Genomic DNA, 23,536 nt, shown 5'->3' with positions numbered 1-23,536 from the left:
CGCTTGGATCACTTGGTTTTCGGCGCGACTTTGACGGCAGGGGTCTTGGCGTGGGTGGCTTTATGGTGTTTTTTCACCACCTTGGTCTGGGTAGCCTGCGGTGTGGCAGTCTTGGTCGGGGTGGCCGCCATGGTGAAACCGGAAGTGAGGGCGAAGACGGCTGCCAGGGTCAGAGGAATGATCTTTTTCATGTTCAATTTCCTTATTCGGGTTGATGTTATGGAGCGTTCTCCATGACAGTCATCCTATGACGGTTGCAGCGGCCCTTCAGTGAGCGGTTGGTGACGGTTTGTATCCAAATGTACAGGCAGGGTGAGGCAGAAGCGGGCGCCGTGGTCACTGGCCAGCAACGCCACATCCCCCCCGTGATGACGGGCAATGCTGCGCACGATGGCCAGCCCCAACCCGGAGCCGCCGGTGCGACGATCCCGGCTCTGATCAAGGCGCACGAATGGTTCGAAGATCTGGGGCGCCAGCGCCGGATCGATCCCCGGCCCATCGTCGCTCACCTCCAGCAAATAGTTCTCCTGTAGCCGCGAGATGGAGAGGGTAACCTCGCTCTCGGCGTAGCGCAGGGCATTGCCGATGAGGTTCTCCACCGCGCGCGTCAGCAGACGCTGATCGCCGCACCAGGGCATGTGGCGTGGCAGCAGATCGAGGGTGAGCCTCTTCTCGGGTGCCAGCGCTTGCCAGTCGCCGAGATGCGCTTGTGCCCAGTGACTGAGCTCCAGCTCGTCTTGCTGCAGCGGCAGCTCGGGTCTATCCAGCTTGGCGTAGGTGAGCATCTCTTCGATCAGAGCGTCCAGCGCTCCCAGATCTCGCTCCAGCGCCTGCTGCTCCTGCTCGGCAGGGGCAGGATCGAGCATGGCAAGCCGATAGCGCAACCGGACCAGCGGAGTGCGCAACTCGTGGGCGATGGCATCGGTCAGTTGTTTGCGGCTGGCAATCATGGCCTGCAATTGGGTCGCCATTTGATCGAAGGTGCGTCCCACCCGGGCCAGACTGCTGCCCGGTGGCAGATTGGTTCGGCAGGAGAGATCCCCATCGCCTACGCGACGAGCGGTCTGCTCCAACTGCTGCAAACCCTGCCAGTGGGGACGCAACCAGAGAAGAATGGGCAGGCCGAGGGATAGGCCGATCACCAGCAGCAGGCCCACATCGACCCAGTGCAGCTCGTGCAGGTAGGAGAGGTAGGGTACAGGGCCGACAATCAGCACCCGATCGGTATCGGGGATGCGTTGCAGGAAGGTGTCATCCTCCTCGACGATGACAATATTGCCAGCGGCCAAAAAGGCCTGATCCTCGCTGGTCAGGGGCTGGCGCACCAGCTCGCCGATCTTGAGGGGGAGGGTAAACTGACTGCTCTGCTCGGCCAGCCGATCGGGCCAGCGCTCTGGCGGGGTTCTTGCCAACTCGCCGGTCAACAGGCCAAGAGAGCCCTGCATCATGCGTTCGAGATAGCGATCACCCGCCCGTTCGGCGGTCACCTGATAGACCACACCAACCAGCAGGATGGCCAGGGTGAAGCAGCCGATCAGCAACAGATAGAATTGGATAAAGAGACGGCGCATGGCGGTGTTCCCGAAAGAGGGTTATTCCCAGGCGTGGGGGACGAAGAGGTAGCCTTTCTGGCGCACCGTCTTGATCCGGGTCGGGTTGTCGGGGTTATCACCCAGTTTGCGGCGCAGGCGGGAGATGGCCACATCCATGCTGCGATCCTGACCGTCGTACTCCCGGCCGCGCAAGCTGCGAAAGAGGGCTTCCCGACTCAAGATTTGGCCCGCGTGGCAGGCGAGCTCCCACAGCAGATCAAAGTCGGCGGTCGAGAGAGCAATGCTCTCGCCATCGAGCCGCACATCTCGCCCCGGGCCATCCACCCGCAGCCGACCAAATTGCAGCTGCTGGGGAACGCAGCTGGTGGCGGCCGGTTGGGTTGATGCTTGCTGGTGCTGGCGAAACTGCACCCTCAGTCTGGCCAGTAGCACGGGGGGCGGGGTGGTTTTAAGGATGTAGTCGTTGGCGCCCAGCTCCAGACTTAGGATCTGGTTCATGTCGCTATCCAGCGAGGTGAGCATTACGATGGGGCCGTCGAAGCGCGGCCGCAGATCCCGACAGAGGGACATGCCATCCTGTCCCGGCAACATGATATCGAGCAGCACCAGGTCGGGCTGTTCGGCCTCGACCCGGGCCAGCGCCATGTCCCCTCTGGGCTCGAGGATCACCTCCATATCGTGGCGACCGAGCCAACTGCTGATGAGCTGGCCAATCTCGGGATCATCTTCGACAAAAAGAATGCGTTGCATAGAAAAGCTCCAACGGAAAGCAGGAGAGAAGAAGTGCGATCAGCATATCAATGGCGCTTGGGAAATACAGAAAAAGAACCGGGCTGGCTGATGTGCGGGGGAGCGTGGTTGTGTGTATCGATGAGGAGGCGCGAATCGTGACAAATGGGCAGAGCCGCGTTTATCGATCTGGAGGATGATGGCCTTGCAGACAAGGCAAGGCGCTGTCGGGCGCAAAAACAAAAAAACCGGCCAATGCCGGTTTTTCGTGGAGCAGATCAGAAGGTCACTGCACCAAGTCGATGGACATCACCTTGCGGCGATTATCGACAGAATAATGGGGTGGCTGATGGGGCTCGAACCCACGACAACCGGAATCACAATCCGGGACTCTACCAACTGAGCTACAGCCACCACTGAAATCTTCATCAACACTCGCCAATCCAGAAGGATTGGGGAACATCAATGGCGCGCCCTGCAGGATTCGAACCTGCGACCCACGGCTTAGAAGGCCGTTGCTCTATCCAACTGAGCTAAGGGCGCTTTGTACCAACACGTCTTGAGGACGAGTCGATGAACATGGTCGGTGATAAAGGATTCGAACCTTTGACCCTCTGGTCCCAAACCAGATGCGCTACCGGACTGCGCTAATCACCGAAAATCCCTGACCAGCATATCGACATGAGTCGTACTGGGCAACGGGCGGGCATCATAGCCAAGCGTAAGGGGCAGCGTCAACGACTTTTTCCCCCAGTAAATTCAAGTGCCTACTTATTGCCCGCTACAGGTCTGGCGTGCGTCTGCCGCTAACATCCCGGCTAAAAAAATGCGACAATGCGCGGCAGTTGAACACATGGTGAGTGGAGAACGATGTCTGCCAAAATCATAGATGGAAAACAGGTTGCGCAAACGATTCGCAGCCAGGTCGCGGCGCAAGTCCAACAGCGGTTGGCGGCAGGGAAACGGGCTCCAGGGCTGGCAGTCATTCTGGTGGGGGCGGATCCCGCCTCTCAGGTCTATGTCGGCAGCAAACGCCGGGCATGTGAGGAGGTGGGGTTTCTCTCCCGCTCCTATGATCTGAGTGCAACCGCCAGTCAGGAAGAGCTGCTGGCGCTGATCGACCAGTTGAATGCGGATAGCCACGTAGATGGCATTCTGGTTCAGCTGCCGTTGCCGGATCACTTTGATACCACTCAGGTGCTGGAGCGGATCCAGCCTGACAAGGATGTAGATGGATTTCACCCGTATAACGTCGGTCGTCTGGCCCAACGTATTCCGGCGCTGCGCCCCTGCACTCCGAAAGGGATCATGACACTGATCGAGACCACCGGCGTGAAGACACATGGTCTGCATGCGGTTGTGGTGGGAGCGTCCAACATAGTGGGGCGTCCCATGACCCTCGAATTGCTGCTGGCGGGCTGCACAACCACGACCTGTCACCGTTTTACCCGGGATCTGGAAGAGCAGGTTCGCCGTGCCGATCTGTTGGTTGTTGCGGTCGGCAAGCCCAACTTCATCCCGGGCGAGTGGATCAAACCGGGGGCACTGGTAATCGATGTGGGCATCAACCGCTTGGCTGATGGCTCGCTGGTCGGGGATGTGGAGTTTGAGACGGCGCGCAGCCATGCCTCCTTCATTACTCCAGTACCCGGTGGTGTGGGCCCGATGACGGTCGCCAGCCTGATGGAAAATACCCTGATCGCCTGCAGTGAATATCACGACTGATCATGGCTGGCGATAACCCTGTGATCCCATGAGGAGGCAGGATTCGCCAGAAATCTGACAATAAAAAACCGGTTGCTCAGAGAGGAACCGGTTTTTTATTTATCCAACGGGTGTTATTTACATATTTTGTGCTTCGTTTGGCACAATCACAGAGGCGTGATTTCCTTTCGGCCCCTGTTGCAGTTCAAAATTGACAGCCTGACCCGCTTTCAGGGTCTTGTAGCCCTCCATTTGAATCGTGGAGTAGTGAGCGAAGATATCCTCACCGCCCCCTTCCGGACAGATAAACCCAAATCCTTTTGCGTTGTTAAACCACTTAACTGTGCCGGTTGCCATACTTCTACATCCTTTTATTGATTACCCAGAAGTCGTTGAGTAACCTGCGCCAGCCCTTTATAACTAGGGACATGGGCCCATAGCAGACGGGCACAGATTAGCAAGTAACCAATCTAGTCTAACTTTTGAGCGAGTCAAGAAGTTGTTAACAGCTGATGTGATCTGGTTAACAAGTCTATTGACAACCTTGTGTTAGACGGTAGTAATCTAGAGGTACCAAAGCGCGATTATGAGCAAGCAGAAAGAACTCTTTGCTAATGAAGAGATTGCAGAAGCAGAGAAAACAAAGCTGCAGCCGCCACCCATGTATAAAGTTGTGTTGAACAACGATGACTACACCCCGATGGAGTTCGTGGTGGAGGTGCTGCAAAAGTTCTTTGGTATGGATTTGGACAAGGCGACTCAGGTCATGCTGAGTGTGCATTATAGTGGTAAGGGTGTCTGCGGCATGTTTACCGCAGAGATCGCCGAAACCAAGGTTGTCCAGGTCAACACCTATGCACGTAACAACGAACATCCACTGCTCTGTACTATGGAAAAGGCTTGAATCTGATGACTTGATGGCGAGTGTGACACCACATTGTAGCTGTACTAGGGGAGGTGCCTATGTTGAATAAAGATCTAGAAAAGACGCTGAACGAGGCTTTCAAACTGGCCCGTGACGAGCGCCACGAATTCATGACCGTCGAGCACCTGTTGTTAGCCCTTCTGGATAACAGTTCAGCCCATGAGGCGCTGAGCTCTTGTGGTGCCGATGTTGAGCAGATGCGCAAGGAGATCCGCGCATTCATCACCCAAACTACTCCGCTCATACCGCGCGATGATGAAGATCGTGAAACCCAGCCGACACTGGGCTTCCAGCGCGTGTTGCAGCGTGCCGTCTTCCATGTGCAATCCTCCGGCAATACCGAAGTCAGCGGCGCCAACGTGCTGGTCGCTATCTTCAGTGAGCAGGAGTCACAAGCTGCCTATTTCCTGAAAAAAGCCGAGATCAGCCGTCTCGACGTCGTCAATTTCCTCTCCCATGGGGTTCGCAAGGACAGCAAGCCTGATCTCGGCAGCAATAACAATCCCGAATCTGATGATGATGTCTCGGCCGCACAGATCGAGAGCTTTGCCACCAACCTGAACCAGCTGGTGCTGGAAGGGCGCATCGATCCGCTGATTGGCCGTGATCAGGAGCTCAACCGTACCATTCAGGTGCTCTGCCGCCGTCGCAAGAACAACCCGCTGCTGGTGGGTGAAGCGGGCGTGGGCAAAACTGCTATTGCCGAAGGCTTGGCTTACCGTATCGTTAAAGGCGATGTGCCCGAGGTGATAGCCGGCAGTACCATCTATTCGCTGGATATGGGGTCTCTGCTGGCGGGCACCAAATACCGTGGGGATTTCGAGAAGCGCCTCAAGGTACTGCTCAAGCAGATTGAGCGTCAGGAAGGGGCCATCCTCTTTATCGACGAGATCCATACCATCATCGGTGCCGGTGCGGCATCCGGTGGTCAGCTGGATGCAGCCAACCTGATCAAGCCGCTGCTCTCCAATGGTTTGCTCCGCTGTGTGGGATCCACCACTTATCAGGAGTACGCCCAGATCTTCGAGAAAGATCGTGCGCTGGCCCGTCGCTTCCAGAAGATCGATATTGTCGAGCCAACAATCGATGACACCACTCGCATCTTGATGGGGCTCAAGAGTCGCTACGAAGCCCACCACGGCGTACGCTATACCGCCAAGGCGATCCGTGCAGCTGCCGAGCTTTCTGCCAAGTACATCAATGATCGTCACCTACCCGACAAGGCGATCGATGTGATCGACGAGGCGGGCGCCGGTCAACGGTTGCTGCCGGCGAGCAAGCGCAAGAAAGTGATCAATGTGCAGGAAATTGAGTCCATTGTGGCCAAGATCGCCCGCATTCCGGAAAAATCAGTCTCCTCTTCAGATAAAGAAGTACTGAAGAACCTGGAGCGCAATCTGAAGATGGTGGTCTTTGGTCAGGATAAAGCCATCGAGGTGCTGACCGATGCGATTCGCCTGTCACGCTCCGGACTTGGCAACGAGCGTCGCCCGGTTGGTTGCTTCCTGTTTGCCGGTCCTACCGGTGTTGGTAAAACAGAGGTGACCCAGCAGTTGGGCAAGGCATTGGGTGTCGAGATGCTGCGCTTTGATATGTCCGAGTACATGGAACGCCATACCGTATCTCGCCTGATTGGTGCGCCTCCCGGCTATGTCGGTTTTGAGCAGGGGGGTCTGCTGACTGATGCGGTGATCAAGCATCCTCATCCGTTGTGTTGCTTGACGAAATTGAGAAAGCTCACCCGGACGTATTCAATCTGCTGTTGCAGGTGATGGACAACGGCACCCTGACCGACAACAACGGGCGCAAGGCGGATTTCCGTAACGTGATTTTGGTCATGACTACCAACGCCGGTGTGCAGGAGACCCAGCGTAAATCGATTGGCTTCCAGCAACAGGATTTGAGCCACGATGCCATGGCGGTGATCAACAAGACCTTCAGTCCGGAGTTTCGTAACCGGCTTGATCACACCATCTGGTTCAACCATCTCGATATGACGGTGATTCATCAGGTGGTCGACAAGTTTATTGTCGAATTGCAGGTTCAACTGGATGCGAAGGGCGTTTCTCTCGAGGTGTCCGAGCGTGCCCGCCACTGGTTGGCAGAGACGGGATATGACAGATCCATGGGCGCCAGACCTATGGGGCGGGTGATCCAGGAGCACCTCAAGAAACCCTTGGCCAACGAGATCCTGTTCGGTTCACTGGTTGACGGGGGAATTGTGAAGGTTGAGTTGGTAAATGACAGCCTCAGCTTTGATTTTCAGGTCAATGTTGAAGCTGTTTCCCACTAAGCGTCAGTGATCAGAAAACGACAAAAAACCCCAACCGAAAGGTTGGGGTTTTTTGCTGAATTCCTGGCTTAGCGAGAGCGGAAAACAATACGTCCCTTGGAGAGATCGTAGGGAGTCAGTGCTACCGTTACTTTGTCTCCAGTCAGGATACGAATGTAGTTTTTGCGCATCTTGCCTGAAATATGAGCGATAACCACGTGACCATTCTCCAGTTCCACACGGAACATGGTATTGGGCAGGGTTTCGAGAATAGTGCCCTGCATCTCAATACTGTCTTCTTTAGCCATTGAATCCTCTTGATAAGCCACAACAAAAAACCGCTGGATCATGCCGGATTTAAGGCTATGTGTAAAGTTTACTCGGGCTTGGTGTCGATATTTTTCCATTCCCCCTGAATTAACAGCTCATGAGGGAGGTAATTGCGTTTGTAATTCATCTTGCGACACGCCTCTACCAGATAGCCAAGATAGAGCCAGCTTCGCCCGGTTCGCCTGGCCAGATCGAGCTGGCAAAGGATGGCAAAGGTGCCTAGGGAGCGATCGGCATAATCCGGATCGAAGAAGGTGTACATGGCGCTCAAGGAGTGGGGTAGCAGGTCTGTGGTGGCCACGCCGATAAGACGGCCCTCCTTGCGCATCTCCAGATAGAGTGGCGGCATCCAGTCACAATGGAGAAAACCGCGATACTGGCTGCGGTTGGGGGGATACATGCTGCCATCGTGGTGGCGTTCGCGGATATAGCGTTCGTAGAGCAGGTAATACTCGGGTTTGTCATCGTAGCTCAGGACGATCTCGATATCCCTGTTGAGCTGGTGGATCCGCTTCTGGCCGCGGCTGGGACGAAAGTGTTCACTGTGAATACGAAGGGATTGGCAGGCATGGCACGCCGGGCAGTGGGGACGATAGATGTCGTTGCCACTGCGGCGAAAACCGGCAGTCAACAATCGTTCGTAACCGTTGGCGTTGAGCAGATTGTGATCCATCAGCACCAGCAACTGCTCCTGTTCATGGTCCAGATAACTGCAGGGATGCTTGGGAGTCAGCCCTACTTTGAGGATCACTTCTTCAGTCATAAGCTGATCTCCCCCTCTTGCCAGCAGGAAACCAATAGTGGTTGATGGCCAAGGCGCGCCAGCTCGGCCAGAAAACGGGCCCTTGGCCACTCCTCGATACCCAGGGTCGCCAGAAACGGGCTCTGCATCTGGCAATCGATGAGGGCGCCGTGATGGCGGGCGAAGTGGCGACAGAGTGCCACCATGGCAAGTTTGGCGCCGTTATCAATCCGGCTGAACATGGATTCACCGCAAAACAGTCGGCCGATAGATAGGCCATACAGTCCCGCTTGCAGCTCTCCCTCCTGCCAGATCTCGATAGAGTGGGCATGACCCAGCCGATGCAACTGCTGGTAAGCCTCGATCATGGGTTGACTGATCCAGGTGCCATCGGCAGTGCGACGAGGGGCGGCGCAGGCGGTAATGACTTCATTAAAGGCGCGATTGACGGAAATATCGAATGGGGTTCGGCGGATAATCTTCTGCAGTGTCCGCCCCACATGGAGTTGGTCGGGACGGATCACCCCGCGGGGATCCGGTGACCACCACAGAGTCGGTTGGTGGGGTTCATTCCACGGGAAGATCCCCTTGTGGTAAGCTGCCAGCAATCTGGCAGGGGAGAGATCCCCGCCGATCGCCAGCAAGCCGTTGGGCTCTTCCAGCGCATGGCTGGGGTCGGGAAACCAGCAAAGCTCATCATCCAGTTGGGTAAGATAGCGAGACATAAGGCAACGAGGTTCATAGATGAAGGCCATTATCCTGATAGTATCCAGCTTGCTCTGCTTTGTCACGACGCCCGCCGGGGCGGAGGTCTACCAGCGCAATACCGCGCGGCCGGTCAATCAGGTGGTGTTTGGTCAGGTCGAAACGGTGCGCAATATTACCCAGCGTCAGATCCTGGAGTCCGAGCACTCTGGCTGGAAGACGCTGGGTGGTGCCGTGTTGGGCGGTCTGCTGGGCAACCAGTTTGGCGGCGGTCATGGCCGTGAAATCGCCACCGCCGTCGGCGCGCTCGCAGGAGCTGCAGCTGCGCAGCAATACCAGTCCGGGGGAACCGTGGTGGAAAACAAGCTGGTGGAGCTGCTGATCCGCAACGAGCAAAATGCCCTTATCAACGTGATCCAGGATTATGATCCCGCCATGGTCTTTGCCAATGGAGACAAGGTGCGCATTCTCTACTTCGATGATGGGGTGCGGGTCGACAAGACTTACTGACTTTCGATAGTCATGTTGATGGGGAGACTGTGGCAGGAAAGGAACCCGCAGACTCTCCTGCTGGAAAGTCTGTCGGGCGGTAATACACGGGACTGATGCCCTGAGGATTCAGATAGCTGTCTCTTGAGAGACTATCTTGTCGCGACCGGTGTTCTTTGCCTGATAGAGCAGCCGATCCGCTACGCTCAGCGCCTCGTCCATGGATATCCGCCCGACGCTGATCACGCCGTAACTGGCGCGAACAAAGAGCGGGGTTTCCGGTGACAAAGGTTGCTGGCGCAGCTGCTGACGCAGCCCTTCAAGACGCTTGATCAACACGGGGACGGTACAGTGAGGCACCATCATGGCAAACTCCTCTCCGCCAAATCGGGCGATCATGGCATCTGGGAAGAACTGGGTCAGTAGCCGGGTCAGATGGCAGAGCAGTTGATCGCCGATGGCATGGCCCCAGTGATCGTTGACCTGCTTGAAGTGATCCACATCAAGCACACAGAGTACGAGAGGCGTCTGCTGGCGCTGATGCTCTTCAAACCATTTTTGCCCTTCGTTGAACCAGTAGCGCCGGTTGTAGAGACCGGTCAGGTAGTCACGATTGGCTGACTCCTGAATGCTGTTGAACTGCTCGAGCGCTTCCAGATTGTGGCTGACCCGACACTGCAGCTCTTCCGGCTCGAACGGCTGGTTGAGAAAGTCGTTGGCGCCTTGCTTGAGGTAGCGAGCAGAGAGACCGCGCTTGTCCGAGACCGAGATCCCGATAATCGCGAGCTGCTGCTTGCTGTATCGCTCTCTCAGCATCCGCACCAGACTGATGCCATCGATATCCGGCATATAGTAGTCGACCAGTGCCAGCCGGATGTCCGGGTGTTGCTCCAGCATCGCCATCGCTTCACGGGCATGACTGGCCTCATGCACCTGCAACAACTGCTTGCGCAACTGGGCCATGGTGCGGTGACGGGAGGTGCGTGAGTCGTCGACTACCAGCACTTCGATGGACTGGTTGAGATAGAGGCGGTGCACCAGACTGACGGCATATTGCAGCGAGTGGCGCGAATCCTTCATCACATAGTCCAGCACGCCGGTTTCCAGCCAGGCGGCACGTTTATCCTCGCTGATGTCGGCAGTGAGGATCACCACCGGCAAACCTCGAGCCAGCAGCTCGTTGACCGCTTCGCCACGGGGCGCATCCGGCAAGGTCAGGTCCACCAGCGCGACCACATACTCCTCGCCCCGGCAGTGACGGGCACCTTCGAGGGTATCGAAGGCGTCAATCTCGAGGCCTGTCTGCTGGGCAATGGCCTGAGTCAGCATACGGCGGATGGTCAGGCTATCTTCGACAATCAATATCTTCTGTTTCATTAGACTCCTTTAAATAAAAAAGGCATACCGACTGGTATGCCTTATATCACATCTGCGCTTGTTTATTGCGCGTCGAGGTAGCGTTCGGCATCGAGGGCTGCCATGCAGCCGGTACCGGCAGAGGTGATCGCCTGACGGTAGTTGTGGTCGGCCACATCGCCGGCAGCGAAGACACCTTCAATGCTGGTCTGGGTGGCAAAACCGTCGAGGCCGCCACGTACCTTCAGATAGCCGTTTTGCATCTCCAGCTGGCCATCGAAGATCTGGGTATTGGGCTGGTGGCCGATGGCGATGAAGACGCCCATCAGCGGCAGCTCGCTGGTGCTGTTGTCCTGAGTGTTGCGCAGGCGCACACCGGTGACTCCCATCTGGTCACCCAGCACTTCGTCCAGGGTCTGGTGGGTGTGCAGCACGATGTTACCGCTCGCGACCTTGTCGTACAGACGCTTGATCAGGATCTTCTCGGCACGGAATTCGTCGCGGCGGTGGATCAGGTGCACCTTCTTGGCGATGTTGGCCAGATACAAGGCCTCTTCCACAGCGGTGTTGCCGCCGCCGATCACCGCCACTTCCTGATTGCGGTAGAAGAAACCGTCACAGGTGGCACAGGCGGAGACGCCGCGACCCTTGAAGGCCTCTTCGGAGGGCAGACCCAGATACTTGGCGGAGGCGCCGGTCGCGATGATCAGGGCATCGCAGGTGTACTCGCCGTTGTCGCCCTTGAGACGGAACGGGCGCTGAGTCAGTTCGACACTGTTGATGTGATCAAACAGGATGCGGGTGTCGAACTTCTCTGCATGCTCTTTCATGCGCTCCATCAGGGCAGGGCCTGTCAGCCCTTCCGGATCACCTGGCCAGTTTTCCACTTCGGTGGTGGTGGTCAGCTGACCCCCTTGCTGCATGCCGGTGATAAGCAGGGGATTGAGGTTGGCGCGGGCGGCGTAGACGGCCGCGGTGTAACCGGCCGGGCCTGACCCTAAGATCAGCAATTTGCTGTGAGTGACTTGGCTCATGATGTCATTTCCGGGATGTGATGAGTTTGCGCGATTGTAGGTAATTCGTGATCCGGGGTCAAAGGCTGGTGAGTCGATTGCACTAATCGTGTTCACAAGGGGTGACATGCAAAATAAAGGAATAAAAAAACCGCCCATCGCGGGCGGATTTTCACTCATCTCCAACTGGCGCAGGCCAGAGCAGATCAGTTCAGCAGGGTCAGGGGATCCGTGTAGGCAAGGCCATGCGCCACGGCCACTTCCTTGCAGGTGAGCTTGCCCTCCATCACGTTGAGCCCGTGCAGCAGGTTGGGATCGTTCAGCAGTGCCTGACGATACCCTTGCTGGGCCAGCTTGATAATAAAGGGGAGGGTGGCATTGTTGAGCGCCACGGTCGAGGTGCGGGCCACCGCCCCCGGCATGTTGGCGACACAGTAGTGCACAACCTCATCGACAATATAGGTCGGATCCTGGTGGGTGGTGGCGTGGGAGGTTTCCACACAGCCGCCCTGATCGATGGCCACATCGACGATGGCAGAACCCGGCTTCATGCGCGCAATGTGGTCACGGCGGACAAGTTTTGGCGCAGTGGCACCCGGTACCAGCACGCCGCCGATGACCAGATCGGCCGCCAGCAGATGGCGCTCCAGCGTCTCGCTGTTGGAGTAGACCACCTTGGCCGCTCCTTGGAACTCGTTATCGAGACGGCGAAGGGTATCGACGTTGTTATCGAGGATGGTCACATCCGCGCGCAGGCCAATGGCCATGCGGGCTGCATTGGATCCGACCACGCCGCCACCGATGATCACCACCTTGGCCGGTTCGACACCGGGTACGCCGCCGAGCAGCACACCGCTACCACCGCGCGATTTTTCCAGCGCCTGGGCACCCGCCTGAATAGACATGCGTCCGGCCACTTCCGACATGGGGGCCAGCAGGGGCAGGCCCCCACGGCCGTCGGTGACGGTTTCATAGGCGATACAGATGGCGCCGCTTTTCAGCAGGGCTTCGGTCTGGGGCAAGTCTGGCGCCAGATGCAGATAGGTGAACAGGGTTTGACCCGGACGCAGCATGGCACATTCGACAGGCTGAGGTTCCTTGACCTTGACGATCATCTCGGCTTTGGCGAAAACCTCTGCTGCAGAGGCCAAAATTTCGGCTCCAACAGCGATATAATCTGCATCGCTGAAGCCAATGCCGTTTCCGGCACCGCTTTGGACGAAAACAGTATGGTTTCGTGCTGTCAGTTCACGTACACTGGCCGGAACCATGCCTACGCGGTATTCATGGTTTTTTATCTCTTTAGGTACACCGATAATCATGCTATCCCTCGTCTATAGATTGGTGTTTCATGTTGCCAAAATGTTAATCAACATTTGCGCCTAGTATATTCAGGTATTGACAGGATTTGTGACCATAATTATAAAATGACTGGTGATTCTTACCAAAAAATAGCCAAAGGATGGAATAAAATGATGGAAGCTAAGAGTCGGCTAAAGGATTTGGACAGGATTGACCGCAACATTCTTAATGAACTGCAAAAGGATGGCAGGATTTCGAATGTTGAGTTGTCCAAGCGAGTTGGCCTGAGTCCTACACCGTGTCTGGAACGGGTTCGTCGCCTCGAGCGACAAGGTTATATCGAAGGATATGCCGCTATTCTGAACCCTCATTATCTGGACGCATCTCTGCTGGTGTTTGTAGAGATAACCCTCAATCGCGGGGCGCCTGATGTGTTTGAACAGTTCAACAAGGCTGTTCAGGTACTCGAAGAGATCCAGGAGTGTCATCTGGTTTCCGGTGACTTCGACTATCTGCTCAAGACCCGAGTCAGCGACATGTCGGCTTACCGCCGTCTGTTGGGGGAAACCCTGCTGCGTCTGCCCGGTGTCAATGACACCCGCACCTACGTGGTGATGGAAGAGGTCAAGCAGAGCAGTCGTCTGGTGATCAGCACCCGATAAAGCAGGTTATGCCGTGGTATCTTTTCCATATGAGACACCATGACAGTCAGAAACGAGCGGCCGGTCCGCTCGTTTCTTCTTGTAAAGATAATTGCAAATATGGCCCCGTCCCATCAGGCTCTGGCTGACAATCGATGGGCTTTTCGGGGATACTAGGCCCCCTTATTTCCTGCATTACATGTTTTCAGAAAGGAGCCGGAGTTTGGCCGATAAAAAGCTGTTTACTCCTTTATCAGGTACACAACGGATCTTCGAAGCCGTCTTGATCGCCATCACCCTGATGGCTGCTTATCTTCTGCTTGCCCTGTTGTCCTATCATCCCGCTGATCCCGGCTGGTCCCAGACCTCCTGGCAAGGGGAGGTGAAGAACCTCGCCGGTAGTGCCGGTGCCTGGCTCGCCGACATCACCATGTTTACCTTTGGTGCCTTCTCCTATCTGGTGCCGCCGCTGGTGGTACTGCTGGGCTGGAGTCTGTTCTGGCGTCCGAGCCGTCTGCTTGATGTGGATTACCTCACCCTGGGGGTGCGGATCATCGGCTTTATCCTGACCGTGCTCGGCATGTCGGCCATTGCCAGCATGAACTTCAACGATATGCAGAACTTCTCCGCCGGTGGTCTGGTGGGGGATGTGATCGCTTCTGCAGTGGTGCCGCTGTTTGGCGGCGTCGGGTCCAACCTGATGCTGCTCTGCTTCGTGGCAACCGGCATCACCCTGTTTACCGGCTGGTCCTGGCTCACCATCGTCGAGCAGATCGGCGCGGCCTGTACCGGTTCGGTCAGCGCTGTTTACCACTTCCCGACCACCCTCGGCCGCTGGCTGACCGGTGGCTGGCGTCAACCCCGCAACGAGGGGCCGGATCCCTTGTTGGAAGGCGGGGTAGGGGCCATCGCGTTTGATGATGAGGAAGATGAGCCGCACACCAGCTGGACTCGCAAGCCCAAGGCCAAGAATCAGAAGGCTGCCGCCGAAGAGTGGCTGCCGGAACTCGACGACGATACCTTCGAGTTCGATCCCCAGTTTGATGATGAGGATGACGAGCCGGCGCCAGCTGCCAAACCGAAACGTGCGGTGGCGGCCGCCAATGGGCGCCGCCAGCCGGTACTGGCTGTGGTCGATGACGATGATGAGGACGATCTGGATCTGCCCTGGGCCGAAGGGGACGACGAGGTCGCCGCGCCGGTAGCCGTCGCACCAACCAAGCCCAAGCGTCGTCCGCAGTCAACAATGCCACCGTTGCCGAGTATCGAGCTGCTCGACCGTCCACCAGCCAAGACCCAGATGATGAGCAAGGATGAGCTGGATCGCATGGGCCGTCTGGTGGAGGCCAAGCTTGCCGACTACAACGTGCAGGCCAAGGTGGTGGGTGTCTATCCGGGTCCGGTTATTACCCGTTTCGAGCTGGATCTGGCGCCGGGCATGAAGGCGAGCAAGATCACCAACCTCTCGCGCGATCTGGCTCGCTCGCTCTCTGCCAGCAGCGTGCGGGTGGTGGAAGTGATCCCGGGTAAAACCTATGTCGGTATCGAGCTGCCCAACCGGGTGCGTCAGACCGTTTACCTGCGCGAAACCCTTGACTGCGATGCCTTCCGCGATAGCCGCAACCCGCTCACCATGGGCCTGGGTCAGGACATCGCAGGGGAGCCGGTGGTGGTGAACCTGGCCAAGATGCCGCACCTGCTGGTGGCCGGTACCACAGGTTCCGGTAAGTCGGTGGGGGTGAACACCATGATCATCTCGATGCTCTACAAGTCATCCCCCGATGATTTGCGTTTCATCATGATCGACCCCAAGATGCTGGAACTCTCCGTCTACGAAGGGATCCCGCATCTGCTGACCGAGGTGGTGACCGACATGAAGGACGCCGCCAACGCCCTGCGCTGGTGTGTGGGCGAGATGGAACGCCGTTACAAGCTGATGTCGGCAGTCGGGGTGCGCAACCTCAAGGGCTACAACGACAAGGTGCTGGCCGCCATCGAGGAGGGGGAACCCCTGCTGGATCCGTTGTGGCGCCCGGGTGACTCCATGGATCAGATGCCGCCGGAGCTGGAGAAGCTGCCCCACATCGTGGTGGTGGTGGACGAATTTGCCGACATGATGATGATCGTCGGCAAGAAGGTGGAAGAGCTGATCGCCCGTATCGCCCAGAAGGCACGGGCCGCCGGTATTCACCTTATTCTGGCGACCCAGCGTCCGTCGGTGGATGTCATCACCGGTCTTATCAAGGCCAACATCCCGACCCGGATCTCGTTCCAGGTGTCGAGCAAGATCGACTCGCGCACCATCATTGATCAGGGCGGCGCCGAATCTCTGCTCGGTATGGGCGACATGCTCTACATGCCGGCCGGTACCTCCAACCCGACCCGGGTACACGGTGCCTTTGTCGATGACCACGAAGTGCACAAGGTGGTGGCGGACTGGAAACTGCGCGGCGAGCCGAACTACATCGAGGAGATCCTCTCCGGTGAGTCGGGGGGCGAAGGTGGCAGCGGCGAATATGGCGGTGGTGGCGATGAAGAGCTCGATCCCCTGTTCGACGAAGCGGTCGCTTTTGTGGTGGAGTCCCGCCGTGGCTCGACCTCCAGCGTCCAGCGCAAGTTCAAGATTGGTTACAACCGGGCAGCCCGTCTCATCGAGCAGATGGAGAATCAGGGTATCGTCAGCTCACCGGGTGGCAATGGTCAGCGCGACGTGCTGGCACCGCCGCCGGTGCGGGACTAAGCCTCACCGTTTCATACTATCCCTGGCCATGCCCTCCGCGGGCGTGGCCTTTTATCGAGAGCGTCTTTATGAAGAGCGTGATGAAAAAACAACTGTTGATGGGTACCGTGCTGCTGATGGCCAGCAGCCAGGTGTGGGCCGATGCGGCCAGCGATCTCAAACAGAAGCTGGCGGGTGTCAGCCTCTTCTCCGCCAAATTTGCCCAGACCGTCTATGACAGCAAGGGCAAGGAGCTGCAAAAGGCCAGCGGCGATCTGCTGGTGCAGCGGCCAAACCGTTTCAACTGGCACACTACCTCGCCGGACGAGAGCCTGATCGTTGCCGATGGTCAGGATGTCTGGGTCTATGATCCCTTCGTCGAGCAGGTGACCGCCCTCAAGCTGAAAGATGCGGTGCTCAACACCCCCTTTATTCTGATCGCCGGCAATGACGACAAATTCTGGAAGAACTATGACGTGACCCAGCAGGGGGATGTCTACACCGTCACCAGCCGCAACAAGGATGAGCTGATTGCCTCCTTCCGTGTCACCTTCGACAGACAAGACAACATCAGTCGTTTCGATGTGAAAGAGGCGCAAGGGCAGTGGAGTGAATTCACCCTGAGCAGCTTCAACCGCAAGCCGGTGCTCAAGGGCAACGAATTTGTTTTCAAGATCCCGAAGGGGGTCGAGCTGGACGACCAGCGCTAATGAGCAAGCGGTCGTTGGATTGCTCGCCACTGCGCCAGTCAAAGGCGAGTGGCGTGACGCTGGGTGGTCAATACAGATGAGCAACTTGTCGCTGGATTTCTCGTCGGACTTTCGTCCGCTGGCGGCCCGGATGCGGCCGCAAAACCTCGACCAGTATATCGGTCAGCAACATATCCTGGGGGCTGACAAGCCCCTGCGCAAAGCCATTCTGGCGGGTCACTGCCACTCGATGATCCTGTGGGGGCCGCCCGGTACCGGCAAGACCACGCTGGCGGAGCTGATGGCTCACTACTGTCAGGCGGAAGTGGAGCGACTCTCTGCGGTCACCTCCGGTATCAAGGAGATCCGCGCCGCTATCGACAAGGCGAAGGAGAACAGCTGGCGCGGAGTGCGCACCATCCTGTTTGTGGATGAGGTGCACCGCTTCAACAAGAGCCAGCAGGATGTGTTCCTGCCCCACATCGAAGATGGCACCATCACCTTTATCGGTGCCACCACTGAAAACCCCTCGTTCGAACTCAACAACGCACTGCTCTCACGAGCCCGGGTCTATCTGCTCAAGCGACTGGAGGAGAGCGATATTCTCGCCATGCTCGATCAGGCGATGACCGATCCCCGTGGTCTTAATGATCCGGCACTCACCTTTGCCCCCGGCGTCAAAGAGGCGTTGGCTAAGGCAGTTGATGGGGACGGGCGAAAATCCCTCAACTATCTGGAGCTGTTGGCCGACATGGCCGAAACCGACAGCGCAGGGGCGCGGGTGATCGACAGCTCCCTGCTCGCCGCCGTGGTAGGGGAGCACGTGGCCCGCTTCGACAAGGGGGGCGATCACTTCTACGACCTCATCTCGGCGGTGCACAAATCCATTCGCGGCTCGGCGCCGGATGCGGCGCTCTACTGGTATGCCCGTATGGTGAGCGCCGGTTGCGATCCACTCTATATTGCCCGCCGTTTGCTGGCGATTGCCTCGGAAGATGTGGGCAATGCCGATCCGCGCGCCATGCAGGTCGCCCTGTCGGCCTGGGATTGTTTCCATCGGATCGGTCCGGCGGAAGGGGAGCGGGCCATCGCCCAGGCGATCGTCTATCTCGCCTGCGCCCCGAAAAGTAATGCGGTCTATACCGCCTGGAAGGCGGCGCTTCATGATGCCAAAAACCTTCCTGACTTCGAGGTGCCGGTGCACCTGCGCAATGCGCCGACCAAACTGATGAGCGATCTGGGCTATGGCGCCGAGTATCGCTACGCCCATGACGAGCCGGGCGCCTATGCCGCTGGCGAGCAGTATTTCCCGCCCGAGCTTGCCGGCAAGCAGTACTACCAGCCCACCGATCGCGGCCTTGAAAAGCAGATTGGTCAGAAGCTCGATTACCTCCATGAACTGGACAGGCAAAGTCCGCAGCAACGGGGCAAATAGCCCCTTTGTTACCCCGCGTGGCTGAAAATTGGTCAGGCGTTTGAATATGCAGGACGGTTTGCGTGCCAAAGTCGGTAAAAACGACACAAATAGTCCCTGTTCGGGCGGGGGGGCGGTCTGCTACACTGCCCGTCTGACCCCGCTTGTCTTGGCCTTGCGCCATCTTCTTGATCTCGAAGGCCTGATTGTTGAGGCCCGATTCTGAAGACGATTGGGGTGCGCCAACCGATGTTAACTTCCGGATCTGTTTCCCAGCCCGTCATGACGACTCAGGCCCAGATCCCATTTTAAAAAAGTAGGTAAACCATGCTGGATCCCAAATATCTGCGCAGCGATATCGAAGAGGCTGCCGCTCGTCTGGCGACACGTGGCTACGTTCTGGACGTAGCGGCTGTCAACGCTCTGGAAGAGAAACGCAAGGATCTGCAGTCCCGTACCCAGGAGCTGCAGGCCGAGCGCAACGCCCGCTCCAAATCCATCGGTGAAGCTGCCCGTCGTGGTGAAGATGTTGCCCCGCTCAAGGCCGAAGTGACCAAGATCAACGACGAGCTGGAAACCAGCAAGGTCGAGCTGGATGCCCTGCTGGCCCAGCTGAAAGCCATTGCCGACGCCATCCCCAACCTGCCGAGCGAGACCACTCCGGTGGGCCGTGACGAGAACGACAACGTGGAAGTGCGCCGCTGGGGTACCCCGCGCGAGTTCAGCTTCCCGGTACGCGATCACATCGATCTGGGCGAAGCGGCCAAGGGCGTTGACTTCAAGAATGGCGTCAAACTCTCCGGTACCCGTTTTGTGGTGATGAAGGGTCAGATTGCCCGTCTGCACCGTGCCCTGGCTCAGTTCATGCTGGATCTGCACACCCAGCAGCACGGTTACACCGAGTGCTACGTGCCCTATCTGGTGAACCCGGACAGCCTCTATGGCACCGGTCAGTTGCCGAAATTTGCCCAGGATCTGTTCAATACCGGTATCGAAGGTGAAGGGGAAGAAGAGGGCAAGCTGCGCAAGTTCCCCTGATCCCGACCTCCGAAGTGCCGCTCACCAACATGGCCCGTGACGAGATCTTTGACGCGCAAGAACTGCCAATCAAGATGACCGCCCACAGCCCCTGCTTCCGCTCCGAAGCCGGTTCCTACGGTCGTGATACCCGTGGCCTCATCCGTATGCACCAGTTCGACAAGGTTGAAATGGTTCAGCTGGTTCATCCGGAGAAATCCTGGGATGCGCTGGAGGAGATGGTGGGTCACGCCGAGAAGGTGCTGCAACTGCTGGAGCTGCCATATCGCGTGATGGCGCTCTCTACCGGTGACATGGGCTTCTGCGCTTCCAAGACCTACGATCTGGAAGTGTGGCTGCCGGCCCAGAACACTTACCGCGAGATCTCCTCTGTCTCCAACTGCACCGACTTCCAGGCGCGCCGCATGCAAGCTCGCGTGCGCATCGACGGCAAGCCGCAACTGCTGCACACCCTGAACGGTTCCGGTCTGGCGGTGGGTCGTACCCTGGTTGCCGTGATGGAGAACTACCAGCAGGAAGATGGCCGCATCGCCATCCCGGCTGCGCTGCAATCCTACATGGGTGGCCTGACCCACATCGGGTAAGCTCACGCCGCTGACCACAACGCCATGGCATTGCCATGGCGTTGTGCATTCTGGCGCCGATCAACCGTTTTAGTGCTGAAAAAATGCGGCTTCTCGGCGTCGCTTTGAACAGTTAACACATTTTTATCAAGCAATGCGCAATCGTTTTTGTTAGACTGCGCCGCAATTTCGCAGGACATCTTTTTCTATGGTCTGGATTGATTACGCCATCATCGGCATCGTCGGTTTCTCTGCTCTCATCAGCCTGGTGCGCGGCTTCGTCAAGGAGGCCATGTCTCTTGTCACCTGGTTCGTCGCCTTCTTTATTGCCAGCCATTTTTATCCCGATCTCGCCGTCTATTTTACCTCCTTCTCCGACGCGCTGGTTCGCAACGGTCTGGCCATCGCGGCGCTGTTTGTGGCGACCCTGATCCTCGGCAGCGTAGTCAACTATGTGGTGGGCCTGTTGGTGGACAAGACGGGTCTCTCCGGTACCGATCGGGTGCTGGGGGTCTGCTTCGGTGCAATTCGCGGGGTGCTGATCGTCAGTGCCCTGCTTTTTTTCATGGATACCTTCACCAGCCTCTCCCAGAGCGACTGGTGGGTGGCGTCCAAGCTGGTGCCGGAGTTCAAGCCGGTGATCCAGTGGTTTTTCGGGTTCATGTTGAACTCATCCAGTTTTCTTAAACAGGTATAGTGACTTCGAGGTAGCAAAGACATGTGTGGTATTGTCGGTATAGTTGGCACCACCCCCGTCAATCAGGCCCTCTACGACGCCTTGACGGTGTTGCAGCACAGGGGACAGGATGCCGCCGGGATCGTGACCATTGATAGTGGAAACTTCCGGCAACGCAAGGCCAATGGCCTGGTGAAGGACGTGTTTGAAGTGCGCCACATGCAGCGTTTGCAAGGGAACATCGGCATAGGTCATGTCAGATATCCCACCGCAGGTAGCTCAAGTGCCGCTGAAGCCCAACCTTTTTATGTGAACTCGCCCTACGGCATGGTGCTGGCCCATAACGGCAACCTCACCAACGCCAAGGAGCTCAAGGAGCAGCAGTTCAAGGTCGCCCGCCGTCACATCAACACCACCTCCGACTCGGAAGTGTTGCTGAACGTGCTGGCCCACGAGCTGGATCGCTGTGACAAGATGGCCCTGCGTCCCGAAGATATCTTCGCTGCGGTGCGCAGAACCCATCAGCAGATCCGCGGTGCTTATGCGGTGGTCTCCCTGGTGATTGGCCATGGTCTCATCGGTTTTCGCGATCCCAACGGCATTCGCCCGCTGATCCTCGGTCGTCGTCAGGACGAGCAGGGCCAGGTGGAGTACATGCTCGCCTCCGAGAGCGTGGCACTCGACGCCATCGGTTTCGAGACGGTGCGGGATATTGCGCCGGGTGAAGCCATCTACATCACCGAGCAGGGCCAGCTCTTCTCCGAGCAGTGTGCGGAGAACCCGCAGATGAGCTCCTGCATCTTCGAATATGTCTACTTCGCCCGTCCCGATTCGTGCATCGACAAGGTCTCGGTCTACGCCGCCCGCCTCAACATGGGTCGCAAGCTGGGTCAGAAGATTGCCCGCGAGTGGGAAGATCTCGACGTCGATGTGGTTATCCCCATCCCCGAGACCTCCTGTGACGTGGCGCTGGAGATCGCCCACACCCTCGACCTGCCATACCGTCAGGGCTTCGTGAAGAACCGCTACATCGGCCGTACCTTCATCATGCCGGGCCAGACCCAGCGCAAGAAGTCGGTGCGCCGCAAACTCAACGCCATCAGCTCCGAATTCAAGGGCAAGAAGGTGTTGCTGGTGGACGATTCCATCGTGCGTGGTACCACGTCCGAGCAGATCATCCAGATGGCCCGTGAAGCGGGGGCAGCCAAGGTCTACTTCGCCTCGGCAGCGCCGGAAATTCGCTTCCCCAACGTCTACGGCATCGACATGCCTACCGCCAACGAGCTGATCGCCCACGGCCGCGAAGTGGAAGAGGTGTGCAAGCTGATTGGTGCTGACGGTCTGATTTTCCAGGATCTGGAAGATCTGGAAGCCGCCGTACGGGAGATCAACCCGGATCTGCGTCACTTTGAGACCTCGGTGTTCAATGGCCACTACGTCACCTCCGACGTGGACCAGACCTATCTGGATCACCTCAACGCCCTGCGCAACGATGACACCAAAGCGGTGCGTGAATGGCAGGAAGGCACCAGCAATCTGGAAATTTTTAACGAAGGTAGTTAAACGTTTGCGGTTTTGCCGGATGGGATAGCGAAATGGGGGCCAGTAGCCCCCATTGTCGTTTTTGTCTTGCACCGGCAGAAGGGGGAGGGGGTATCTGTTTGAAAAACATCCGTTTATCTTGCCGGATATGGGCATGGCCAGCGGGATCCGCTAGCATAGGCGGCAACATATATGATCGATACGCTTTTAAGATACGAGAGTTCAGATGGATGATCTGCTAGCCCCAGTGCGCCAGTTTTTGCAGTGCGAGACCCCGGATGAGTGGGTGGAGATGGCGCGAGATCCGGCCCGTTTGCCGACTCTGCTCATCGATCACGCCAACTGCGAGACCAAGGCCGCACTCACTGCCCACAGTCTGGTGCGCCGCTACTGCCTGCCCAAGGGCAAGCGCCATCTGCTGCCCAAGCTGGAGTTCTATCGCGAGCTGGATGCCATCCCGGAGAAGGCCGAGATCCTGGGCAAACGCAGCATGGGGGAGTCTGATCGCACCGTCTTTGCCGAGCTGGAGCGCAATCCACTGCTGTTTCCCATGGTGCGACTCATTCAGGAGGAGCTGCACCACTTCGAGCAGGTGCTGGAGATCATGCAGGCCCGCGGCATCGAATACGGGCCGGTGACGGCCTCCCGCTATGCCCGCCAGTTGATGCAGCATGTGCGCACCCATGAGCCGGCCACCATAGTCGACAAGATGATCATCGGCGCCTATATCGAGGCCCGCTCCTGCGAGCGCTTTGCCAAGCTGGCCCCCCATCTGGACGAGGAGTTGAGCCGCTTCTATGTCTCTTTGCTGCGCTCCGAAGCACGCCACTATCAGGATTACCTGAGCCTGGCCGAACAGTACGCAGGGGAGGATATCAGCGAGCGGGTGGCCTTCTTTGGCAAGCTGGAAGCCGAGCTAATCTGCTCGCCGGATCCGCAGTTCCGGTTTCATAGCGGCCTGCCTGTCACATCTGACAGTTGTTGACGCACAGGGGGCAAACTACTATTGCCCTGTTCCTACTACGAGCGACAAGTAGTTACTTTTGAGCGCAATTCCCGGCCCTGAGCCGGGATCTTTTTTTCTGCCGTACCTCCTTTCTGCATTTGGCGCTCTATGCTGAATCCTTGGCTATT

General features: G+C 57.6%; 21 protein-coding genes, 3 tRNA genes and 2 pseudogenes. 12 read left to right on the top strand and 14 right to left on the bottom strand.

Going from position 1 to position 23,536, the window contains the following annotated elements; all coding sequences use genetic code 11:
- Positions 1-8: 8 nt before the first annotated feature.
- The 6 genes from ACTG2B_RS12185 to ACTG2B_RS12160 all read right to left on the bottom strand — a co-directional run bounded on the left by ACTG2B_RS12185 (position 9) and on the right by ACTG2B_RS12160 (position 2,939).
- Positions 9-191 carry a hypothetical protein gene (locus ACTG2B_RS12185; protein ID WP_005337116.1) on the bottom strand — a complete coding sequence of 61 codons (183 nt, stop codon included), beginning with the start codon at positions 189-191 and terminating at the stop codon, positions 9-11.
- A gap of 54 nt (positions 192-245) precedes the next feature.
- Entirely contained in the window at positions 246-1,571 is a 1,326-nt protein-coding gene (rstB, locus tag ACTG2B_RS12180) for a two-component system sensor histidine kinase RstB (protein WP_439995935.1), read from the bottom strand.
- 21 nt (positions 1,572-1,592) lie between these two features.
- Positions 1,593-2,303 carry a two-component system response regulator RstA gene (gene rstA / locus ACTG2B_RS12175; RefSeq protein WP_439995933.1) on the bottom strand — a complete coding sequence of 237 codons (711 nt, stop codon included), beginning with the start codon at positions 2,301-2,303 and terminating at the stop codon, positions 1,593-1,595.
- A gap of 317 nt (positions 2,304-2,620) precedes the next feature.
- A tRNA-His gene (locus ACTG2B_RS12170) sits at positions 2,621-2,696 on the bottom strand.
- A gap of 52 nt (positions 2,697-2,748) precedes the next feature.
- A tRNA-Arg gene (locus ACTG2B_RS12165) sits at positions 2,749-2,825 on the bottom strand.
- A gap of 37 nt (positions 2,826-2,862) precedes the next feature.
- Positions 2,863-2,939, bottom strand: a tRNA-Pro gene (locus ACTG2B_RS12160).
- Positions 2,940-3,152: 213 nt separating this feature from the next.
- Here ACTG2B_RS12160 and folD point away from each other — a divergent pair.
- Positions 3,153-4,007, top strand: a complete 855-nt coding sequence (folD, locus tag ACTG2B_RS12155; RefSeq protein ID WP_005337113.1) for a bifunctional methylenetetrahydrofolate dehydrogenase/methenyltetrahydrofolate cyclohydrolase FolD — start codon at positions 3,153-3,155, stop codon at positions 4,005-4,007.
- Between the two features lie 117 nt (positions 4,008-4,124).
- Here folD and cspD read toward each other — a convergent pair whose 3' ends face one another.
- Positions 4,125-4,343, bottom strand: coding sequence for a cold shock-like protein CspD (cspD, locus tag ACTG2B_RS12150; RefSeq protein WP_005300025.1), 219 nt, complete (start codon positions 4,341-4,343; stop codon positions 4,125-4,127).
- 229 nt (positions 4,344-4,572) lie between these two features.
- On the opposite strand from cspD, the gene clpS reads away from it, so the two are divergent.
- On the top strand, positions 4,573-4,890 hold the full coding sequence (gene clpS / locus ACTG2B_RS12145) for an ATP-dependent Clp protease adapter ClpS (protein ID WP_005337111.1): 318 nt from the start codon (positions 4,573-4,575) through the stop codon (positions 4,888-4,890).
- A gap of 59 nt (positions 4,891-4,949) precedes the next feature.
- Positions 4,950-7,204, top strand: a pseudogene (gene clpA, locus ACTG2B_RS12140) (ATP-dependent Clp protease ATP-binding subunit ClpA).
- Positions 7,205-7,272: 68 nt separating this feature from the next.
- Here the strand turns inward: clpA and infA are convergent.
- The 3 genes from infA to aat all read right to left on the bottom strand — a co-directional run bounded on the left by infA (position 7,273) and on the right by aat (position 8,980).
- Positions 7,273-7,491, bottom strand: coding sequence for a translation initiation factor IF-1 (gene infA / locus ACTG2B_RS12135; RefSeq protein ID WP_005300033.1), 219 nt, complete (start codon positions 7,489-7,491; stop codon positions 7,273-7,275).
- Positions 7,492-7,559: 68 nt separating this feature from the next.
- Positions 7,560-8,276, bottom strand: coding sequence for an arginyltransferase (locus tag ACTG2B_RS12130; protein ID WP_439995931.1), 717 nt, complete (start codon positions 8,274-8,276; stop codon positions 7,560-7,562).
- Positions 8,273-8,980 (bottom strand): leucyl/phenylalanyl-tRNA--protein transferase, encoded by a 708-nt coding sequence (gene aat / locus ACTG2B_RS12125; RefSeq protein WP_439995930.1) that lies wholly within the window; start codon positions 8,978-8,980, stop codon positions 8,273-8,275. The genes ACTG2B_RS12130 and aat overlap by 4 nt, the downstream gene beginning before the upstream one ends.
- Positions 8,981-8,999: 19 nt before the next feature.
- Here aat and ACTG2B_RS12120 point away from each other — a divergent pair, with 19 nt between their 5' ends.
- Entirely contained in the window at positions 9,000-9,470 is a 471-nt protein-coding gene (locus tag ACTG2B_RS12120; protein WP_323892447.1) for a glycine zipper 2TM domain-containing protein, read from the top strand.
- A gap of 108 nt (positions 9,471-9,578) precedes the next feature.
- Here the strand turns inward: ACTG2B_RS12120 and ACTG2B_RS12115 are convergent, their stop codons facing one another.
- From ACTG2B_RS12115 to ald, 3 genes are all read right to left on the bottom strand, one after another.
- The gene (locus tag ACTG2B_RS12115; protein ID WP_335831529.1) at positions 9,579-10,826 is read right to left on the bottom strand and encodes a diguanylate cyclase; all 1,248 of its coding nucleotides are present in this window, start codon (positions 10,824-10,826) and stop codon (positions 9,579-9,581) included.
- 62 nt (positions 10,827-10,888) lie between these two features.
- Entirely contained in the window at positions 10,889-11,839 is a 951-nt protein-coding gene (gene trxB, locus ACTG2B_RS12110) for a thioredoxin-disulfide reductase (RefSeq protein ID WP_216963189.1), read from the bottom strand.
- Between the two features lie 185 nt (positions 11,840-12,024).
- Positions 12,025-13,140 carry an alanine dehydrogenase gene (ald, locus tag ACTG2B_RS12105; RefSeq protein ID WP_005351212.1) on the bottom strand — a complete coding sequence of 372 codons (1,116 nt, stop codon included), beginning with the start codon at positions 13,138-13,140 and terminating at the stop codon, positions 12,025-12,027.
- A 150-nt stretch (positions 13,141-13,290) separates the two neighbouring features.
- On the opposite strand from ald, the gene lrp reads away from it, so the two are divergent.
- The 5 genes and pseudogenes from lrp (at position 13,291) to serS (ending at position 20,205) form a co-directional block, all read left to right on the top strand.
- Positions 13,291-13,782: a leucine-responsive transcriptional regulator Lrp gene (lrp, locus tag ACTG2B_RS12100; RefSeq protein WP_005300047.1), complete on the top strand. Its 492-nt coding sequence runs from the start codon at positions 13,291-13,293 to the stop codon at positions 13,780-13,782.
- Between the two features lie 202 nt (positions 13,783-13,984).
- Complete coding sequence (locus tag ACTG2B_RS12095; protein ID WP_439995927.1) at positions 13,985-16,501, top strand: DNA translocase FtsK 4TM domain-containing protein; 2,517 nt, start codon at positions 13,985-13,987, stop codon at positions 16,499-16,501.
- A gap of 80 nt (positions 16,502-16,581) precedes the next feature.
- Positions 16,582-17,190, top strand: a complete 609-nt coding sequence (lolA, locus tag ACTG2B_RS12090; protein WP_041202312.1) for an outer membrane lipoprotein chaperone LolA — start codon at positions 16,582-16,584, stop codon at positions 17,188-17,190.
- A 76-nt stretch (positions 17,191-17,266) separates the two neighbouring features.
- Positions 17,267-18,604, top strand: a complete 1,338-nt coding sequence (locus ACTG2B_RS12085) for a replication-associated recombination protein A (protein ID WP_139444221.1) — start codon at positions 17,267-17,269, stop codon at positions 18,602-18,604.
- Positions 18,605-18,910: 306 nt separating this feature from the next.
- Positions 18,911-20,205: pseudogene (gene serS, locus ACTG2B_RS12080) on the top strand (serine--tRNA ligase).
- Between the two features lie 2 nt (positions 20,206-20,207).
- Here the strand turns inward: serS and ACTG2B_RS12075 are convergent.
- A complete protein-coding gene (locus tag ACTG2B_RS12075) occupies positions 20,208-20,384 on the bottom strand; it encodes a hypothetical protein (protein WP_155395816.1) in 177 nt (58 codons plus the stop codon).
- A gap of 8 nt (positions 20,385-20,392) precedes the next feature.
- On the opposite strand from ACTG2B_RS12075, the gene ACTG2B_RS12070 reads away from it, so the two are divergent.
- The 3 genes from ACTG2B_RS12070 to miaE all read left to right on the top strand — a co-directional run bounded on the left by ACTG2B_RS12070 (position 20,393) and on the right by miaE (position 23,387).
- Positions 20,393-20,881 (top strand): CvpA family protein, encoded by a 489-nt coding sequence (locus tag ACTG2B_RS12070; RefSeq protein ID WP_005337086.1) that lies wholly within the window; start codon positions 20,393-20,395, stop codon positions 20,879-20,881.
- A gap of 21 nt (positions 20,882-20,902) precedes the next feature.
- A complete protein-coding gene (purF, locus tag ACTG2B_RS12065) occupies positions 20,903-22,423 on the top strand; it encodes an amidophosphoribosyltransferase (RefSeq protein WP_270904619.1) in 1,521 nt (506 codons plus the stop codon).
- A 205-nt stretch (positions 22,424-22,628) separates the two neighbouring features.
- Positions 22,629-23,387, top strand: a complete 759-nt coding sequence (gene miaE / locus ACTG2B_RS12060; RefSeq protein ID WP_005346385.1) for a tRNA isopentenyl-2-thiomethyl-A-37 hydroxylase MiaE — start codon at positions 22,629-22,631, stop codon at positions 23,385-23,387.
- Positions 23,388-23,536 lie beyond the last annotated feature (149 nt).

Source organism: Aeromonas sp. 30P, assembly GCF_051919805.1.
GTDB lineage: Bacteria > Pseudomonadota > Gammaproteobacteria > Enterobacterales > Aeromonadaceae > Aeromonas > Aeromonas veronii.
This window is presented reverse-complemented; position numbering and strand designations above follow the sequence as displayed.

Bases quoted from the DNA above. Each gene is read 5' to 3' on its own strand.
- aat (WP_439995930.1), bottom strand. From the start codon at position 8,980: ATGTCTCGCTATCTTACCCAACTGGATGATGAGCTTTGCTGGTTTCCC.
- lrp (WP_005300047.1), top strand. From the start codon at position 13,291: ATGATGGAAGCTAAGAGTCGGCTAAAGGATTTGGACAGGATTGACCGC.
- clpS (WP_005337111.1), top strand. From the start codon at position 4,573: ATGAGCAAGCAGAAAGAACTCTTTGCTAATGAAGAGATTGCAGAAGCA.
- miaE (WP_005346385.1), top strand. From the start codon at position 22,629: ATGGATGATCTGCTAGCCCCAGTGCGCCAGTTTTTGCAGTGCGAGACC.
- trxB (WP_216963189.1), bottom strand. From the start codon at position 11,839: ATGAGCCAAGTCACTCACAGCAAATTGCTGATCTTAGGGTCAGGCCCG.
- rstB (WP_439995935.1), bottom strand. From the start codon at position 1,571: ATGCGCCGTCTCTTTATCCAATTCTATCTGTTGCTGATCGGCTGCTTC.
- ACTG2B_RS12115 (WP_335831529.1), bottom strand. From the start codon at position 10,826: ATGAAACAGAAGATATTGATTGTCGAAGATAGCCTGACCATCCGCCGT.
- ACTG2B_RS12185 (WP_005337116.1), bottom strand. From the start codon at position 191: ATGAAAAAGATCATTCCTCTGACCCTGGCAGCCGTCTTCGCCCTCACT.
- ACTG2B_RS12120 (WP_323892447.1), top strand. From the start codon at position 9,000: ATGAAGGCCATTATCCTGATAGTATCCAGCTTGCTCTGCTTTGTCACG.
- ACTG2B_RS12075 (WP_155395816.1), bottom strand. From the start codon at position 20,384: ATGTCCTGCGAAATTGCGGCGCAGTCTAACAAAAACGATTGCGCATTG.
- ACTG2B_RS12130 (WP_439995931.1), bottom strand. From the start codon at position 8,276: ATGACTGAAGAAGTGATCCTCAAAGTAGGGCTGACTCCCAAGCATCCC.
- purF (WP_270904619.1), top strand. From the start codon at position 20,903: ATGTGTGGTATTGTCGGTATAGTTGGCACCACCCCCGTCAATCAGGCC.
- lolA (WP_041202312.1), top strand. From the start codon at position 16,582: ATGAAAAAACAACTGTTGATGGGTACCGTGCTGCTGATGGCCAGCAGC.
- ald (WP_005351212.1), bottom strand. From the start codon at position 13,140: ATGATTATCGGTGTACCTAAAGAGATAAAAAACCATGAATACCGCGTA.
- ACTG2B_RS12070 (WP_005337086.1), top strand. From the start codon at position 20,393: ATGGTCTGGATTGATTACGCCATCATCGGCATCGTCGGTTTCTCTGCT.
- folD (WP_005337113.1), top strand. From the start codon at position 3,153: ATGTCTGCCAAAATCATAGATGGAAAACAGGTTGCGCAAACGATTCGC.
- infA (WP_005300033.1), bottom strand. From the start codon at position 7,491: ATGGCTAAAGAAGACAGTATTGAGATGCAGGGCACTATTCTCGAAACC.
- ACTG2B_RS12085 (WP_139444221.1), top strand. From the start codon at position 17,267: ATGAGCAACTTGTCGCTGGATTTCTCGTCGGACTTTCGTCCGCTGGCG.
- cspD (WP_005300025.1), bottom strand. From the start codon at position 4,343: ATGGCAACCGGCACAGTTAAGTGGTTTAACAACGCAAAAGGATTTGGG.
- rstA (WP_439995933.1), bottom strand. From the start codon at position 2,303: ATGCAACGCATTCTTTTTGTCGAAGATGATCCCGAGATTGGCCAGCTC.